Annotated in this window: 13 protein-coding genes; 6 read left to right on the plus strand and 7 right to left on the minus strand. The window is 42.5% G+C overall.

Annotation, left to right across the window (positions count from 1 at the left end; genetic code table 11):
- The first annotated feature begins 79 nt into the window (after positions 1 to 79).
- A complete protein-coding gene (locus JW841_17335; protein MBN1962698.1) occupies positions 80 to 685 on the plus strand; it encodes a hypothetical protein in 606 nt (201 codons plus the stop codon).
- 88 nt (positions 686 to 773) lie between these two features.
- Positions 774 to 2681: a protein kinase gene (locus JW841_17340; GenBank protein ID MBN1962699.1), complete on the plus strand. Its 1908-nt coding sequence runs from the start codon at positions 774 to 776 to the stop codon at positions 2679 to 2681.
- Between the two features lie 17 nt (positions 2682 to 2698).
- Here the strand turns inward: JW841_17340 and JW841_17345 are convergent, their stop codons facing one another.
- The 6 genes from JW841_17345 to JW841_17370 all read right to left on the minus strand — a co-directional run bounded on the left by JW841_17345 (position 2699) and on the right by JW841_17370 (position 12774).
- Positions 2699 to 3067: a PilZ domain-containing protein gene (locus JW841_17345; GenBank protein ID MBN1962700.1), complete on the minus strand. Its 369-nt coding sequence runs from the start codon at positions 3065 to 3067 to the stop codon at positions 2699 to 2701.
- Between the two features lie 74 nt (positions 3068 to 3141).
- On the minus strand, positions 3142 to 9204 hold the full coding sequence (locus JW841_17350) for a hypothetical protein (protein ID MBN1962701.1): 6063 nt from the start codon (positions 9202 to 9204) through the stop codon (positions 3142 to 3144).
- Between the two features lie 35 nt (positions 9205 to 9239).
- Complete coding sequence (locus JW841_17355; GenBank protein MBN1962702.1) at positions 9240 to 9857, minus strand: hypothetical protein; 618 nt, start codon at positions 9855 to 9857, stop codon at positions 9240 to 9242.
- Positions 9858 to 9869: 12 nt separating this feature from the next.
- Entirely contained in the window at positions 9870 to 11243 is a 1374-nt protein-coding gene (locus JW841_17360; GenBank protein MBN1962703.1) for a FecR domain-containing protein, read from the minus strand.
- Positions 11240 to 11830, minus strand: a complete 591-nt coding sequence (locus JW841_17365; GenBank protein ID MBN1962704.1) for a sigma-70 family RNA polymerase sigma factor — start codon at positions 11828 to 11830, stop codon at positions 11240 to 11242. Before JW841_17365 ends, JW841_17360 begins: the two co-directional genes overlap by 4 nt.
- Positions 11827 to 12774: a hypothetical protein gene (locus JW841_17370; protein ID MBN1962705.1), complete on the minus strand. Its 948-nt coding sequence runs from the start codon at positions 12772 to 12774 to the stop codon at positions 11827 to 11829. Before JW841_17370 ends, JW841_17365 begins: the two co-directional genes overlap by 4 nt.
- Positions 12775 to 13001: 227 nt before the next feature.
- Between JW841_17370 and JW841_17375 the strand changes: the two genes are divergently transcribed.
- Positions 13002 to 13157, plus strand: coding sequence for a hypothetical protein (locus JW841_17375; GenBank protein MBN1962706.1), 156 nt, complete (start codon positions 13002 to 13004; stop codon positions 13155 to 13157).
- A 42-nt stretch (positions 13158 to 13199) separates the two neighbouring features.
- Here JW841_17375 and JW841_17380 read toward each other — a convergent pair whose 3' ends face one another.
- The gene (locus JW841_17380) at positions 13200 to 15329 is read right to left on the minus strand and encodes a BatA domain-containing protein (protein ID MBN1962707.1); all 2130 of its coding nucleotides are present in this window, start codon (positions 15327 to 15329) and stop codon (positions 13200 to 13202) included.
- A gap of 123 nt (positions 15330 to 15452) precedes the next feature.
- Here JW841_17380 and hpt point away from each other — a divergent pair, with 123 nt between their 5' ends.
- The 3 genes from hpt to JW841_17395 form a co-directional block, all read left to right on the plus strand.
- Positions 15453 to 16019 (plus strand): hypoxanthine phosphoribosyltransferase, encoded by a 567-nt coding sequence (hpt, locus tag JW841_17385; protein ID MBN1962708.1) that lies wholly within the window; start codon positions 15453 to 15455, stop codon positions 16017 to 16019.
- Positions 16012 to 16743: a hypothetical protein gene (locus JW841_17390; GenBank protein MBN1962709.1), complete on the plus strand. Its 732-nt coding sequence runs from the start codon at positions 16012 to 16014 to the stop codon at positions 16741 to 16743. Before hpt ends, JW841_17390 begins: the two co-directional genes overlap by 8 nt.
- Positions 16740 to 18434, plus strand: a 1695-nt coding sequence (locus tag JW841_17395; GenBank protein MBN1962710.1) for a methyltransferase domain-containing protein, incomplete at its 3' end; no start/stop codon positions are given. The genes JW841_17390 and JW841_17395, both read left to right, overlap by 4 nt.

The following is an 18434-nucleotide window of genomic DNA, read 5'->3' on the forward strand; positions in this document are numbered from 1 at the left end:
AAAAATCCTTGATACCTTGAGCTAGTGCATTACACTAAGAAAAGGGAGTGCTCACTGATTAGTGAGGAGGTGTATAGATATGTCTGCGGTACCACTTATAGTAAAATCTAATCTAGAAACCTTTTTTATAGATGAAATAGCAAATGCTAAGAATAGATTAGGTATTAAAATATCAGATTTAGCTGAATTTTATTTAGTGCATTTGCTTTGTGATTTTGCTTTGCAAGCAAACTGTCCTAAGCTTGGCGAGCAAGCTTTGGCGCTACAATATCAAAAAGCGGTTGATGCGCTGCCGGGTGAGCGGCTGATACGATTAAAAGATCTTGGCGATGAATCACTTTATATAGCTGGCTTTTTCACCGAGTTTATCGAACATTCACTTGTTGATGTTAGTTACTACATTTCTATGGGTGGCAACGCTTATAGTTCGCTTTCAGATTTGGTTAGCACCAATAAGCATGCTGCAAAATCTGCTGTAGTTTACGAACAATTAGCGGTAAATTTTTCAAGTTTAGTTGATTTATTGAATCAGGTTGCAGATCAAACCCGCGCTACTACAAATAACCACGAATTGTTGCACCTTTATGAGCGTTGGTTGCGCACCGGCAGTACCCGAGTACAAAAACTTCTTCATGAAAATGGCCTATATGTACGACAAGGCTTACCAAGTGATTATGAGCAGTAGACACGCTTAACGAATAAGCAGATATTTACACATTATGCTGACACAGTATTTGAGCCTAGCGTCGCTTTCAGGATAGACTCTTGAAATCGTGATAATATCTTGTACAGTTTGTCAAAGAACTTTTACGCTAGATAGCGTTCGTGCGCATGGCGTAAAGCAAGCTAAATGTGTCTGTGGCGCTACCATTGTGCTGCGTGACCCGGTGAATCGAACAAAATTTGGTAAATATTATTTGCAAGAACGTCTTGCTGCGGGTGGCATGGGTGAAGTTCTGCTTGCTAAAAGCGTGGGTGTCGAAGGCTTTGAGAGAGATTTGGCGATAAAAAAAATATTGCCGCATCTTTCACGCGACCGTGACTTCATAAACATGTTGGTCAAAGAAGCCAAACTTACTGTGCTTCTGCATCACCCTAATATCGTTCAAGTTTATGACCTTGATAAGGAAGGCGATGAGTATTACATCGCCATGGAATATGTACCATCAGTTAACTTAAGCATGTTGCTAGTGCATTGTGCTGATACTGATCAAACCATTCCAGTACCGGTAGCAGTTAGTGTTGCCCTGCAGATGCTGCAAGGTCTTAGCTATGCACACACTCTAAAGAGTGCAGATGGGCAACCAATGAACATCTTGCACCGAGATATTACCCCGCAAAATATCTTAATTACTAAAGAAGGATGGGTAAAAATTACTGATTTTGGTATTGCTAAAGCCAAAAATGAAATATCAACCACACAACCAGGCACCATTCGCGGCAAACTTGGTTATGTAGCTCCCGAGCAACTCAGAACTAAAACTGCTGATCAACGCGTTGATATTTTTAGCGCTGGTATCGTTTTATGGGAAACTTTAGCCCAACGACGATTATTTAAAGGTGAAGATGAAGTCGACACTTTAGGAAAAATTGTCGATGCAAAAATTCCGAATCTTTGCAAACTTAGAGAAGATATTTCACCACAGCTAAACGCGGTAATTCAACGCGCACTGGCACGCGACCCTGATGCCCGCCCGATTAGTGCTGCGGCTTTTCATGATGAGCTATTAGCAGCTATTCAACCTGCAACTGGTAATGATTATTTAAAAGAGTCGCGCCAATTTTTAGAAGCGCAAAGCACTTTATTTAAGCAACATCAACCTGAAGTAAAAAACAATGAAACACCTACTTTAGCTATTGCTGGTACAAAAACCAGCAATCAGGGTATCATTGCCATCACCAAGCTCACTGTACCAGCACCACATCCTAAACGGCGTTTAGTATTAGCAAGCTTAGCCATTTTGCTGTTAGCGGCGGCGGCTTTAGTATGGTGGAAGGTGATTAAACCAAAGCCAATTATCCAACCAGCCTTAACAGTACAAGAGGTTCAGGCTGCCATAGATGCTGCAAATGAAAGCATCTTAAAATGTTATACAGAAAAAATTACCGCTAACCTAAATCCCAGCGCCCAATTAGTAATTGCCGCTAACGGACATATTACTGATGTAAAATTACAACCAGGGGCAATGTCTGAAATAAGCACCTGTTTAAATACGACGTTAAAAAACATTCACTTACGAGCACATCCCGCAGCCAAATTTGTGGTTACCATAAAGCTGCCGCAACCACAAAAACCAACTGTCTCAAGTGCACCAAGCAATGAAACCGCAGAAGTTGAGCATAGTACTCAAAAAGAATCACAAAAACCGAATAATACACCGCGCCCTTTACGTCCACTTTCACCTGAAGAAATTCAACGGGGAGTCGTCTTACGTTTTGCCGCAATTAGTCGATGCCTTAGTGATCTCGAGCAAAAATCTGCTCCAGATACCGTGATTGCTCATATAGTAATTCAAGCAAATGGTCGGGTGAAAACGGTAAAACTTACGCCCAAACTAGCTTCAGCAACCGTGACAAAATGTCTAACTAAGACATTAAAACGACTTCGTTTTCGAGCTGGCAGCAAAGCAGTTGAAGCTAATCTACCTTTACATCTACAACGTTACTCACCAGATAAATAAAAACTAAAATTATATTTTTAGCGATTGTTGGTTTCAAGGTGTGCGCTGATATAGCTTTCAAGTTGTCTCATTTCGCTGACATCGATCTTCATTAAGCGTACCCCGATACCAGATCGCCCTTCGGCCATCTGCGGTTGCGTACGAGTTGACCAGACTACTAAACCACGACAATGAAGAGTTGAGTCTGGCAACTTAAATTCCAGATCGAATTCTTTACCAAAACCAAGCGGTTCCTCCATCTCAATAAATAAACCGCCCAGGCTGATATTGAGGATCTGGCCGGTGACAATCGTACGACCACCGGGCATTTTCAGCTTAGCTTCAATACGTGCTTGTACACGTGGATGTGCGCGTTTAACCGATTTCTCCACTTTGAGCAGCTCCAAATTAAATGGTGGCTAACCATGTAATATAGCAAGGAGCGAAGATCACAGCCAGAAATGTGCACAAAGAAAATTTTTTATGGCGCGTTAAGTCGACAACCGCAATTCATGGTCTCGAGATCTATTGAACAAAACTCAGTCATTGGCTCACATGCTGGGGTACATTCCCCTTGGGCGGTAGTTGGGTTTAGCACGCATTCTTGCCAAGATGCGCAGGTTATAGCTTTGCACTCAGTACCAACAACAACGCAGGTATCACTATGAGCGGCACATTCGGTTGCATCGTAACCGCTGCAATTTAGATCACATGCATCCCCTCGACACTCACAATAAAGTGGGCCTTCACAGGCAATACTCATAATTTGTGGATTTTCAGGGTCACTGACACAAATTGGTGTTTCACCATCGTTGCAACAAGGTGACGGTTCTGTAGAAACACAGGTTGAACTTTGATCTGCCCAGGTACACGTAGCACTCGGGCAAGTGGCGGCCGATTTATAAATTGCGCAAGTTAAGGCGGCAGCAAGCCAATCATTGCAGCATTCAATCGCAGCTTCGCAGGTGCTTTGGCTAGCAATAAATTCACCATTGGTATTAAATATATTGCCACACGCATCAGGTACACTTGCACAAGTACACTGATCTTCACTGCAGCGCTGACCAACTGGGCAAGTGCTAAGACCACCCGGGGTACAAGGGAGAATTAACGGACTCGCAACAATACATGGACATTCGCCAGGTCCTGGTGGGGGCACAGGCTCGCATACAAGACCGCTAGCATTAAATACTTCACACTCACCACAAGCCTCAGAATGGCAACGATCAATAACATCACCAAGTTCACAGGTGCATTGTCCGTAAGCATTGCAAATATCATTTATATCCGGGCAATCGCTATCAATCTGGCATGGCGGTTTATCAGTTGCAGTAGTGCAAAGTTCACGTGCGCAACTTTGGGTTTCGGTGCACAAACCACGACAAGGCACAGGCAGCCAATAACGATAAGAAATGATTACCAAATCTTTTTCTATTGGGGTGCAATCTTGGCCTGAAGTATCACGCATAAAGGCAATAGAATTTGCAGTGGGGTCATAGTGAAAACCGCAACTAACTGAACGCGGGATTTCAGCATAGCTGTAAGTACTATCACCATTGGGCCGTGCACGACCAACTTTAATTGTTGCGGCAATCGGGTTACCTAACAATGGATATGGCGCTGATAGTCCCACAATATCGCTAATGATTAATTGCATGAAATCTTTATAGCTATCGACACAAATGTTTTGCGTACGCCCATGGGTGGCAATGGCAAGATCACGATAAGCCTGTCCATCACCACGGCCCCAAGTATTACTAGCGCCATCGCATTGATCTACGGTGTCAAAGAAAGGTGAACTAACTGACGGATAACCGCCCATACCAGGTTTTCCAGCTTCACGAGCAATCGCATATACCGGCCCCGCAAAACCCAAACCTTTAAGAGTATCAAACGTACAGGCGCTACCTGTCCAACGGCACATAAACTCAGCTTCACATGCACCTTGACCGCTACCGGTAAAGCTATTGCAACGTGCCTGATGTATGGTATTGTATGCCGCATACGGATTAGCGCTAGTGCTAAAATAATCGCCATATTCACCATATAGTGATTCATGTAGGCGCTTTTGACGTTTGCAAGCGCGGCAGTCATTGATTTCATATTTTAATTTACAGGCACGTTTAACTGAACCTGAAGGACCACCGGTTACTACTGAAGCATCCCAGTAACAACGGGCATCATTTTCACATGCATCTTTACTTTCAAAATAATTTGAGACCCCATTTTGATAAGTAGTATCGATATTGTAAATAACTGAAGTACAGACATTTAGGCATTTTGAACTTATCGAATCCCATACACATAAATTCGTACCAGGTAGTGATGATCTAACATCGTCAAATTTTGCCGCCTCAAAAAAGTTATTATAAGCTTGGCAATCACCTGCTGATTTTAGCAATGGACAAGGATCACCTATACAGCTTGTACCACTATCTGCAGCAAATGGTGAACAATTAGCAACCACACAACGGTTACCGACATATTTGCAGCCAGCATTCTGACAATCTGTTTGATTGCCATCATAATCAGGACAATTATTGCGCTCACGCAACGAATGTGAACGTGACTCGTAATCATTAGCCCAAGCGGCTAAATCAACGTTATAACCTGCGGGCGGTTCAAGGTTATAATTTTGTGCGGCGCAATAAGCATCGGTGCAGTCTTCAAGGGTTGCGGCTTTGCTATCGGCATAGCGGCATTGTGCGGGCAATGATGTCGTATCGATTTTGTCGGCATCAAGCTTACTGGTATCTGAAATATCTACCGCGCATTCATCTTTAAAATAAAAATCTTCTTCGTCTGCGAGAATAATCGTTGCTAACGGTACTATAGGACAATAAGTACTACCATCGGCGCTAGGAGAGCATGCTACACATTGATTACTGATGTTGCAGGTAAGACCTAAGCTAGCATGCGTACAACAGTCAGGATTGTTTGCGGGACATGACAAGGGATCACAAGTATGACAGCACGCACTGGCACAATTAGGATCAATGGGATTACAATCGCTGCAACATGATAAACGCAAATGTTGTTTTTTATCTGCACCATTATAATTAGCTGGGTAAGCTGGTAACATCGACTCAATAAGCTTGCGCACTGAACGCACCGCATTTTCTCCCGAGGCATGAGCACGCCCGGTACGTCGGCCTTGTATTTCTTGATCTTCTGGTACGCCGCCCATAGCACGAATGAGATCACACATTTGCGAAGCTAAGACAGTTGGACCATCAGAACACTCTTCGGTTAAACGATCACAACAGAAACTATCACCAGGATCACAGGAATCAAGGGCCGCATCTTCTAAAAGATTCATTGAGGCGGTATTGCAAGTAGCATTAAGATCTGGCGCTATAAAACCTTCGTGGGCAATAAGGGGGGTGGTGACATAAAAAGGTGCAAATTGGGTATTATAACTACCCTCATTACAAGCATCAATAAAGTTAGTTGAACCTGCCGCCGAAGAATCACAATCAAGTAAATTGCTATCTTCATAATAAAAAGTGCCACCACCACCAGGTAAGCGGTAGTTATCGGCATCAATAGTAATACCTAGTGCTAATGCGTTGGGGTCCATACACTTATGATAAGTTGGTGAATTAGTATCAGGATCACAAGAAGCCACACAACCTGCACTACAATCACACCAGCCATTGGCACAGTTGGTGCCACAGCCAGTCGGACATACATACATGCAGCCTAAATGATGATCAGCGCAGTAATTTTGACAAAAACTACCATCTTGAGGACAAGTCGCATTACAAGAAGCGGCAGCATAACACTGTGCCCGCGAACCCTTCGAGGCATTAGTGGTAGTCATTGCCACACGAAAATCTACGATCGGAATATTAGCCCGTAAAACTTCACGAGCTTCGACTGCGGCATTTTGCAAACGCTGAATAATACTTTGCATGGATGCCGAATCGTCTACAACCCATAATAAATCTGCTTGCGCTCGTTGCACATTTTGTTTTTCACAGGTGCTCGCTATGCCATTAGTGGTGCGTGCAATAGCTGAACCCCCGGTTAAATCTTCGAGACGCGACTCGCGTTCAGCGTGCAAACGTATGGTAGTGGCATTAATAGCAGAATCATCAGGAGTTAATGCAACTATTGCTAATACCAACGGATTATCAGCCGCATCTACTTGCTGCAGTCTTTGTACAACTCCGATATATAACGTGTAGGTTGTATAGCTTGGATCAGTGCCACTAAAAACCGGATCGTCATCAAGCAATACTCCACTTGGCGCTGGCGCTTGCCCACCTAAAAAGAAATTCGTCAATAGTTCATTGCGAAATTGGATGGCTGTTTTGCCGCTGCTTAAAGTAACTTTAAAGCGCCGTTGGGCATGATTAATATGAAACCCGGGGGTACCCTCGATATTATCATGGGTTGGCCGAGCGGTAAGTGCCGCTTTTTGATCGATAGCTTGATAAGCACCACTAGCTGGGTCGTAGGCTACCGATAAGCTATCGCGCAGATTATCAAGAATAGTATCAAGTTGACTGCTAGACCATTGCGCAACGATAAAGCCGTAGATCTGGCGATTAATGCGACCAACTTGCGGATCAGTATCAACAATAACCCCGGCGATGGTCTTAAAAACATGACCAAGTATGGTGTCATTAGAATCGTTCTCATTAAAACCATTACCATTATTGTCGCGACCAAAAGCTTTCACCTCATAAGGACTTACTGCACCGGTATCGGGATTACGCTCAACTTCAAGCGCTAATTGGTAATCGAGTTCAGCGCGCTTGGTACTGGCAAAGGTTAAACTTTTTAGGTTCTGGGCACCGCAAACTTGCCATTCAGAATATATTAGACTGCCTGCTGCCGGTGCTGGATCTTCAACACGTGGATCATTTTCACCACTATCAACTTGGCAGTTATGATTAACATCTTCATCGCCATCAATTACCCCATCTTCGTCAGAATCTTCATTTAATGAATCAGTAGCACCACCACTAAAGTTTCTTTCACAGCCATCTGATAAACCATCACCATCGCTATCGTAATTTAGCGGATCAGTCTCACCAGGTTCACCGATATCATGTTTGCCATCGCCATCGTAATCACCAATTTGAGCGATAAGACCATCGTTGTTTAAATCTTCGCAGACACCATTCATCCAAGATAAACAACCGTCGTATAAACCATCAAGATCAGTGTCACGGTCGCGCGGATTAAGTTCACCGGGGTCAGGTGGGCCGCCGCTACGATTTAGGTCTTCGATGCCATCACTAAGCCCGTCGCAATCAGTATCCACCATAAAAGCGCAAGTCTCAGTGAAAGCTAAAACTGTTTGGCTAACATCAAGACGGTTAGCAATTAAAGCGCTATCACAATATCCATCATGATCAGCATCTTCGAGATTATCAGCAATACCGTCATAGTCAGAGTCAACAAGACGCGGATTGCTTTCGCCTTGGGTTGCTAAAGCAAATGAAGGATCTACACAGCCATTGGCGTCAAGTTGGGTTGGTGGATCAACAATACCATTGTGATTGCGATCTTCAACGCCATCGAGGATACCATCACGATCACTATCTGGTAATAAGGGGCTGGTTTCAGTAAGCGGATCAAAAAAACCATCTTGATTAGAGTCTTCTAAACCGTCTTCTATACCATCATGATCAGTATCGGAATCTAAAGGGTTGGTTTCGTTGCGCCCAAAAACACCATCATGATTTAAGTCTTCATTGCCATCAATAATTAAATCACCATCAGTATCAATATTAATTAAACAAGTCTCACCCGGGTCACATAAACCATTGTGATTTTTATCTTCGATAATATCTGGTATGCCATCACCATCACTATCACTCTTGCGGGGATTGCATTCACCTTCATCGACGATGCCATTTTTGTTTCTATCCTCTAAGCCATCGGGGATACCATCACTGTCACTATCATTGCGTACAGCACTGGTCTCATCTGGGATATCACGACGCCCATTATGATTAGCATCTTCAACACCATCAGGAATGGTGTCACCATCGCTATCGGTGCTACGTGGATCCATTTCAGTAACGTCTTTGCAATCTATCGTCGTCGGGCCACAACCATCTTGATCATAGTCTTCGCAACCATCGCCGATACCATCGCTATCAGTATCCCATAAATCCGGATCCGAATTGCCATGTGCGGTTTCTATATCGTTGGGTATGCAATCACCGTCACGATCAGTAGCGCTTACCGTACAACGACAGTGTGCATCTGGCTCAGTGCCTGTGCCGGTGCCTGTACCAGTACCGGTACCTGTCCCCGTGCCCGTACCGGTGCCTGTCCCTGTACCCGTACCGGTTCCGGTGCCTGTAGTATCGCAAGTAGAATCGCAACACACTTTTTCGCCGGTAGCTTGATTATAACAAGTACCGTCAGAATTTTGGCAAACCACACAACTTGACGCTTCACCGCACACTGTCGGATCAGTGCTAGTATGACAAGCCTCCCCGGTGTCACTAGCGCATCCCGTAAGGGCAATAATCAGCAAAGCCGCACTCAGAACTGAAAAAGTCGAAATTTTGCATATCATGTTAATACTCCTAAAGTGCGCCCTACCGTACGGGATCACGGCGGATTTGGGCGTTCGCTACAAATACAACCACATTCTTCACAGCACTGCTCATGTTGCGGACTACAAGCTGGAACACAACGTTGTGTAACCACATCACAAGTTTGCCATGAAGCACAATCATCGTCACCATTGGGGCATAAATCCCCACTACAACATGTTGGTTCAGTACACCTTACAGTATATTCTGTAAGATTCTCACCTTCGGTGCAAATAAGCAAAGCTCCTGTAGGGCAACAACTACCACCAACTGCAATAAGATTTGTGCAACATTGTTCAAGTAAAGCACAGCTTGAAGTTGTACGGGTATCACTATGATAAACCACACAACTAGAGATATCGCCACTGCACTGCACACAATCATGCGCTACAGCATCGCCCTCACAATAAGGAAAAGCTTCGGCATGCGATATGTACCCACATGGACATACATCTGCCCCAGGTGAAATATCTACCTGACAAACACTGCATTTGCCACTATCAGGATTAAGGCGTTCACCACTGTTACATTGCGGCAAGGGTTGATTATGACCTTCTTCGCGAAGATCGATCGTCTGCAGGCAAGCTGTTGGCGCTAACAAACTAAGCACCAAAATGTAACGACGCAATCTCACGGTTCACCCTTGCTACTGTTCTTGTGGTAATGCTTTACTACATTGTGCGGCATCATCCCAAAGTTTAGCTAAACGTTTAGCCTCACGTCTTAAATTATTATCTGTATTACGAGCAGTAACTAATTGAGATAAGCAAGCCACTGCAGCACAAGGCTCTAGGGCTCGCTGCAATTCACATAGTGCCAACATCGCTTGTTTTTGCACTTCACCGACACCCGTTTTAGCTAAACGTACAAAAACTTCTCTGGCACGTTCAGATTGCCCTAAAGCAAAACCATAAATACGTGCCCTTTCAAAACGACAGAGGTCTGTGATACTTCGCTCTAGCCCAGCAACACGCAAGCATTCATCATAAATCGCTAACGCTTTTAAGTAACTACCTGCTTGCTGCATTTGCTCGGCTTGCGTCAAACGTGGCAAAAAATCTGAGGTTTCATGCCTAATTTTTTTGATAGTTTTTGCAAAATTATTTTGTCCTTGACTGCGAGCAACATGCGCAGTTCGGGCGGGCGCAGGAGCAACCATATTTTTATTTATCTTTCGTTTATTAATAGTTGTAATACCATCGACCTGCATAGTCGCTCCTGCGCTCTTGTCGGCATTCGTAGCAAATTGCAAATTTGCAAAAACCTCGTGGTGGTTAGTCAAATAGCTATTATTTAGATATGAGTACATCTGTGCACTAATGTTTTGCATTTTTGCATTGATCGTCGTCTTATCTAACAGCACTTGTTGTCCGGCGCTTACCAACAAGTGTTGAGTATTATTGTCGATCGCGACCTGGCCTTCACCTACCGCAACGATAATACTTTCATTATCGTTAAGAGATACCGCAAAACGTGTGCCTACTGCTCTTATATGCGCTAATGGAGTCTGTACAATTAGACTCCGTCCTTGACCACCAATAAAATCGAAAGCTACTGTCCCTTTGGTAAAATTATAAATCAGGTGTTGTTGATCACCTTGAGTTACACCATCAGTTACAACATCTGAGACTACACGCACAAATGGCGACGGCGCGGTGGCAATCAAAGTCGTGGTGTCATGCATAAATGGTTGAGTTTGATGTACCCAAACCACTAAGGCCGCTAAAGCTGCAACGGCGCTGGCTACTAAAATGGCGCTTAAACTCCAACGTGCGTGGCGTTTTTGCCGGTCGGCTGCTTCAACGTAAGGCTGTAATCGTTGCTGCAAACGCGTTAACTCGCTGTTAGCAACAACATATTTTTCTTCCTTAGCTGTCGCGATGGCAATGTTTAGCGAATCGGCAATGCTACGACAATTATAGCAATGAGCCAGGTGACTATTAACTCGTTGCGCTGCCAGCCCCTTTAATTCACGTTGCGCATGGGCTACGAGTTCGTCTTGATACTGAGCGCAAGTCATGGCTTGGCCTCCTTGGTACTTCTTTCACTATGCGGGGAACCCACTTTTACCGAATCTTCTAATTTGTTGGCAAAAACACGTGCAGCAAAACAACGTGCTAAACGTGCTCTGCCACTTGCCAACTGTGAAGCTATCGTTGGCAAAGGACGGCCGGTTTGTGTGGAAATATCTTTAAGAGTTAATCCTTCAAGGTCATGTAAAACCACGGCCAAACGCTGTGTAGGTTCAAGATCTGATAGCGCCGCATAAAGACATCGAGATGCTTCACGGGCTTCAATCAAATATGTCACATCAGTTTGGCCAATATTAGACTCATCTATTTCAGTACATTCTGGCTGACGATAACGAAGACGCATTTCTTGATAAGCAACATTATAAGTAATGCGACGAATCCAAGTTGATAATTGCGAACGCCCGGCAAACGAAGGTAACGCGCGAATTACTTCTACAAATACGGTTTGATATGCATCATCAATATCGGCGTTGGGCCCAAAAATTCGCTTAAGTCGACGATAGACCCATTCGCTATAGTCACGCACGACGCGCTCAGCAGTTGGCCGCGGCCATAAGTGCCCTAAAATACTCATGGCCAAACTACCCCCGCCGCTAATTGCGCACTGTAAGGCGCCTTTTGAACCGTACTATTGGTTAGTAAATAACGCTGACGTACAAGATTCCACATAAACGCCGCATGTAAAAATATTGATTGTTTGACACTTAAAGATATTTGCCAGCGACACACTGGACCTAATTCTGCCCCCCCGACCCATAAGTTACGCTTAGAGCTATTAACTAATTCAAGGGTTGCGCCGCTATTGATGCCAATCGCAAAATCCTGAACTTGGTCAAAATTAATAGCAAAAGCTAGATTAGCAAAAACTTGATGCAAGTTAAGGGAATTATTTACTTGTGCAGTAGCAAAACCAGTTTCAGCCCAAGAAATAAAGTTTTGATGCCAACGTTTATCAATAGCAAAGCCCAAACCATAATTTGACCAACCTCTTGTCGCTATTTTACTTATTACAAATACAGCTATACCATCTATAACCTTTTTTTCATCATTATTACTAAAAATTTTTGGCGCTTTATCTGATTCTTTCTTCAACTTAGGTGAGTTAGAGTTGTTATCTGTTTTATTTTGCCCCCTATTCCCTTCAACAAGTAAACGACTAATAGTCGAGCGCACAAATAACCACACCGCAAGCCTTAACTCAACGTTTTCATTATCATTTTTTAATAGCGCAAAATTGCGTTCAGCCCAAAGTTGACCCTTATCGCTGATTACAACTTTAACAAAATCAGCATTTACTGCAATAATTTCAATGATGAATGAATGCCCTAAAAAATCTTGTTTATTAGGCCAAGTAGCAGTGATGCGCTCGCGTATAAACAAAGCCAAATCAGGTTCTGATATATTACTTTCAACCACCAGCGCCTTCATTGTGTCCTCACCGGCATCAACTAATGGCGTCGCGGCAAGTGCCAAAAAGAGGCTGGCGGCCACGTTTACCACCTCAAATATGGCACTCACCGCGGCCTCCTTCTTGGTTAGTTGCAATAAATATAAAAAATTATGAACGAAAATTACTTAAATAGCGAATATGAGATCTAAGTACTGGCCAAAATCCAACTATTAAAAAACCATTGATGCTTAAAGATCTTAGGTTTGATCAGCAAAAATTAGCGCAACTCTTGACAGAATATGGCCATTTGGTGTTTTTACCCCTCTCGTTTATCTAAAAATAAGGAGTGTTTGCCGTGGCATCACTGACACGTATATTTATGACTAAAGTTCGCAACAAAATGCGCAAAATGGGACATAAGCGCAAAAGCAAATTAGAAAATCAGGGTAGCACACCAACACGTGCAGCTTTTTTTGGCGATACAAAAGCCACCAAAGAAGTTAAAGCATAAAATTTTCGTAACTTCTCATAAGCTATCTTTGAATTCATAGATTTAACCGCGCGATGCTAATAAACTTTCGCTTATAAAAATAAGACATACCGCAAGTAAAAACAGCGAGCTAATTCCGCGTACCTCAAAAGGGTTATCAATATCAGATATTCCAACTGAGATTGCGAAATTGTCACCACTTGAATTCTTGCCCAAAGCCGCCGCAACTTTAGCTGTTTGAACTGGAGTAAAATCTGACTCAGCAAGAGTTGCACAAACGCCGATATCTAATCTAGGTTCGCGTAAATATTTATTCGCATGTATGATTTCGGCACGATAATAGCCCACTTCATTAAGGCCATTTATAGTAATATTGTGTTGCGGCGAAGACGTAAAAATTCGACGCTCTTTGCTTGGTGTGATAAGTGCTAATGTATTAAAACCAGTAGGCATAGAAATTTTAGCTGTTTCACCTTGGCGTAAAGCCAAACGCCCTGTTTGCTCGATAGATTTAGCCAGATAGCGCATGGTACGTTGTATTAATGCTGGAAAAATAGGACGTAGTACCAAATCACTCATATCGCGATCGATACTAGTGGTAAGCATCATAACTCGTCCTTTACCTTTGGGTTGAGCTTCAACCAAGGCAGGAGCTCCATTGTCAAATTGCAAAATAATTCTGGTGTTACGATCAGCCCCTACATCGAGATTAAAATAACGAGAGGTACGCGATGAACGTAAACTATCTTCAGCCGTCGTTTCTAATGAACGAAGGATAGGGTGGTCCCAATCGATACTAGCAATACCAAGCGGAGGTGTACGCGCTGCTGGGTCATCTGCAAGATGTAAATCACGCAATGGATGTGGTAATAAATTTCCAAATAGTTTATTAGCACGTTCAAATTGAATATTATCTCCAAGAGTAAAAAACAAACCACCCCCCGCCATAATAAAACTAACTAATTTTGCCACAATCTGTTCTGGCAGTGTACCGACATTGGCAAGAACAACAACGTCGTATTTACTAAGATCAGATGCCCCAGAATTTAAAAAGGCGACATTAACTATTTGCAAATCAATAAATGGATCACCTTTTGGTACTGAGGCAAGAGCACGTTCAAAGAAGAAAAATTCGTCATTATAAGGTGTAACGCTTGGTGCACCATTAACCGCCAATACTTTAACACCAGCGACTATTTCGATGCCTAAGAAAAACAAATCATCAACTTGATATCCATCATTCACGTCTGAGAGTAAACGCAAGGTAACATCGTAAACACCCGACTTGGCAAACTGATAAGTAAACAATTTAGTAGCCATGGAATTAGCAGCTACATCTACATAACCACGCAGTTTTACTTCGCCATTAATAATTAACTCAATCCCACGACCGCTAACCGCATTCGCTCCATAATTACGAATCGACACCGAGAAACGGCGTTCGTTTACTGAATTTGGGCTTGATTCCACGCTTACATTTTCTATTGCACAATTATCAAGGGCTATTAATGTTTTTCGCTTAGCGGCATCAATTAAACGAACCTCAGGTAGAGTTGTAAGTGCAGTGGGGCGCAAAGAATTAAAACTATTTTTTGCTAGATCGCTTACTACAACAAGAGTGACTTTACTTTGACTATCAGCAAACTGAGATAATGCAAGATCCATCGCCATACCCAAATCTGCACTACCCTCTGTTTGTTCAATATGATTAAGCAAAGACTGCGACATGGTTATGTCGCTTGTAGGTGTAGATAGTAACGACCGCACTTCTTTGCCAGCAGTAATTATTGTAGCTTTATCCCCTGGCTGCAGATGTGAAAGCATAGCGCCGGCTAATTTTTTGGCGTTTTCTAGCAAACTTAATCCATCTTTTTGATATGCCATAGAAGCTGAAGTATCTATCACTAGTGCGACATTGCGCTTACTGTTGCCTGAAATCATTGATAGCTGCTTTACAGGTCGAGTAACTCCAAACACTAGCGCCAGTATTGCTAAAGCACGCAAGATAAGAAGCAAAATTTGACGAATCTTTTCACGCCGTGCTAAACGTTTATTTACCGCTGCTAAAAACTCTATTGCTGCAAAAAAAACTACTGGAGCACGCCGACGCCCGATTAAATGAATAATAACCGGCAGTGATACCGCTGCTATCCCTAACAATAACCACGGATGTAGTAAGGTAAATCCGCCCACAATCTAACACCTTGCACAGGCATACCTGTCAGGGCAAGAAATAAGAATATGTATTTGCTGATAGTATTATCTTTAAATTACCCCTAAGTGCACGGTATGATTATTCTAAATACGAGTCGGGCAATGACAGTAACTACTAACAAACCTAATCATTTCTGGCATGAACATATCAGTGTATTATATGATGCAGAGACTATAGCGGCGCGAGTCGAAGATCTTAGTAAGCAAATAACCAAAGATTATGCCGGTTATGAACCAGTTATCCTTGGCATTCTTAAAGGTTCATTTATTTTTATGGCTGACATTATAAGAAGCATTAACTTAAACTTAACCTGCGATTTTATAGGTATTTCTAGCTATGGTGATGCAACTATTTCAAGTGGAGTTGTGCAAATTACCCGCGATCTTAGTCAATCAATAGAAAATAAACATGTTTTAATTGTCGAAGACATTATCGACACCGGTCTAACCATGCAATATTTGCTTGAAAACTTAAAAACTCGCCGACCACAAAGTGTAAAAATTTGCACTCTGCTCAATAAACCAGCAAATAACCGTATGAGTATGCCTATCGATTACCTTGGCTTTTCAGTTCCGAATGCCTTTGTAGTTGGCTACGGGCTTGATTACGCTGGTCGTTACCGCAATTTGCCTTTTATTGGGGTGTATAATGTATCAAGCAATGATTAAACTTAAAGTTTCAGAACCAAAACGAGCGGTTGGCGAATCTGGCGGTGCTGCTACTGTTGTTTTATTAATTTTAGTGGTCTTAGGTTTACTCGCTTTAGTTGGATATTTAGCTGCAACAGTAAATCATGGGCGATACCGTTTTGCTCTACATAATGATATGCTGGTAATTGAAAGGGGCAGGTTACTGCCCATTGGCTACGATCTTTACCAACCGGAGTCTGAGACATTGCGAGCGGCATATTCCCCCATACCTATTCCCGAAGGGGCGCAAATTGTAGGTGGAGAAGTCTTTAGCGAACGCGGGGATCTAGATCGTGCCATTTTTACTGTACTTACCAATTGGGTTAAAGAGCGACTTAATAGTCAAGGCGAAGAACAACTCAACCTTGCTACTATGTATTTAACTCGTGCTGATTTGTTATCAGCTATATCTGAAGAGCAACGTTCAGAGTTGCGACGGCTAAATGGGCAACTTGCTTATAATGCAGCACTCTGGCGCATAAATTCGCTTGGAAACTTACTAAAAAATGTACGATCACAGTTGCAAACCGCTGTGCGTTTAGGTGTTGCTGATGCTAATACCGTTGATAATTGGCTTAATAATCTCGATCTTTTCACCGTCGAATATGAACGTTTAGCAAATAGTATTAAACAGCCGACTCAAATAAAACCACCTGATGCTGTAAACTCAAGCGAGCGAAAGGACGATCCGAGCACACCATGAGCTCAACACTCACTTCAGTCCTCCTCGAAACCGAGGCTCGTTATACTTTAATTGCCTCTATCGCTGAGGGCCGTAAAATTTTAGATTTTGGCTGTCTCGATGCACGCGGACTCTCAATACTTGCTGATGCAGAGGCTGCAGAAATAACCGTCATTTGCGATGATCCCGATAGCATTAATCAACAGCTAAACACCCTTGGGGTTGAAGGCGTCGAGTTACTACTCGAAACTGATGATCCTTTACCTTTTGCTGATCAAGTTTTTGATATTATCATCTGCCATGACCCTGAAATGCGCTTGCAAAAAGATTCTGAACGCTTGCAAGAGTTGCGACGAATTCTTTGCCCTTCTGGTATTTTAATTGTCGCTATCGCTAACCCCAATGGACAAACTCTTGGTGATTTATGGGGTGAACAACACTCACCCTCCTCTTTAACTTATGAAGAAGGTTACGCTCGTCTTGCCCCGCTTTTTGGCAACGTCAGTGCCTTTGGACAATCGCCAATGGTGGCAAGTTTATTTTATGATCTCAATTCGCAAGAAGAAGATCCAGGTTTATTGTTTGATCGCTCATTGGCTGATGAAGAAGAACTTCCAGGTTGGTATCTGCTTTTCTTTGGATCTGAGCCAATCCGACGTGATGATCTTAATATTGTACAATTGCCATTAAGCGAACTAAAAAAATACACTCAGCAACAACAATTAGACAAAACAATAATCTCATCAAGCTTTGAAAATGATACTGTATCGCTTGCTACTACTACTGAAAACACAACTGAAATTAACGACTTAGAAGCCGCAAAAGTCCTTATCGCCCAATTAGAAATAGAACGTGATGAATTAGCCTTAAAAAATGATACTGCTCTTGAAGCTCAAGCTGAACGTGTTGCTCAATTACGAATCGAAGCTGATGCTAAAGTGCAACCTTTAGAAGCTGAAATTGCTTCTTTAAAGCACCGACTTGCAACTAGTGAAGTAGAAAGTGAGGAACTTAATCAACGCTTTGAACAACAACAGCAAGAGCGCGCGACAGCTTTAACACGTATTAGTGAACTCGAATTAGCGTTGGATGAAAGTAAAGGTGCAGTAGCTGCAAAAGAGTTGCTCGAACAACAAGCTGAACTGCAACGTCAAGAACTCGAAATGTTACGCGAACAGTTAGTGCAAGTTGAAAATGCACGCAAAGAACTTGAAGAAAATATTACTGCGACCCATGGTAATTATAATGAAATTGAAACAGCCATAGCTAATGAACGAGCTGAAAGATCACAACTTGAAACTATTTTAAATGATGAACGTGAAGAAAAAGCTAACCTTGAAACTGAACTACAAAATGAAAAATTAGCGAAGACTAATCTCGAAGCTGCACTTAGTAACTTAAGCGATGAAAAAACTAAACTTGAAACAGCTCTTAATAATGAACGCAATATCAATGCTAATTTTGAAGCTCTGCTTAATAATGAACGAATAGAAACAACAAATCTAAAAAACCTATTAATTCAACAAGAGCAAGCTGCTGCTGAGCTACAAAACTCACTCGAAAACGAAATTAATCAAAAACAAGAACTGCAAAACTCACTCGAAAACGAAATTAATCAAAAACAAGAACTGCAAAACTCACTCGAAAACGAAATTAATCAAAAACAAGAATTGCAAAACTCACTCGAAAACGAAATTAATCAAAAACAAGAA

This window comes from Deltaproteobacteria bacterium (assembly GCA_016931625.1).
Taxonomy (GTDB): domain Bacteria; phylum Myxococcota; class XYA12-FULL-58-9; order XYA12-FULL-58-9; family JAFGEK01; genus JAFGEK01.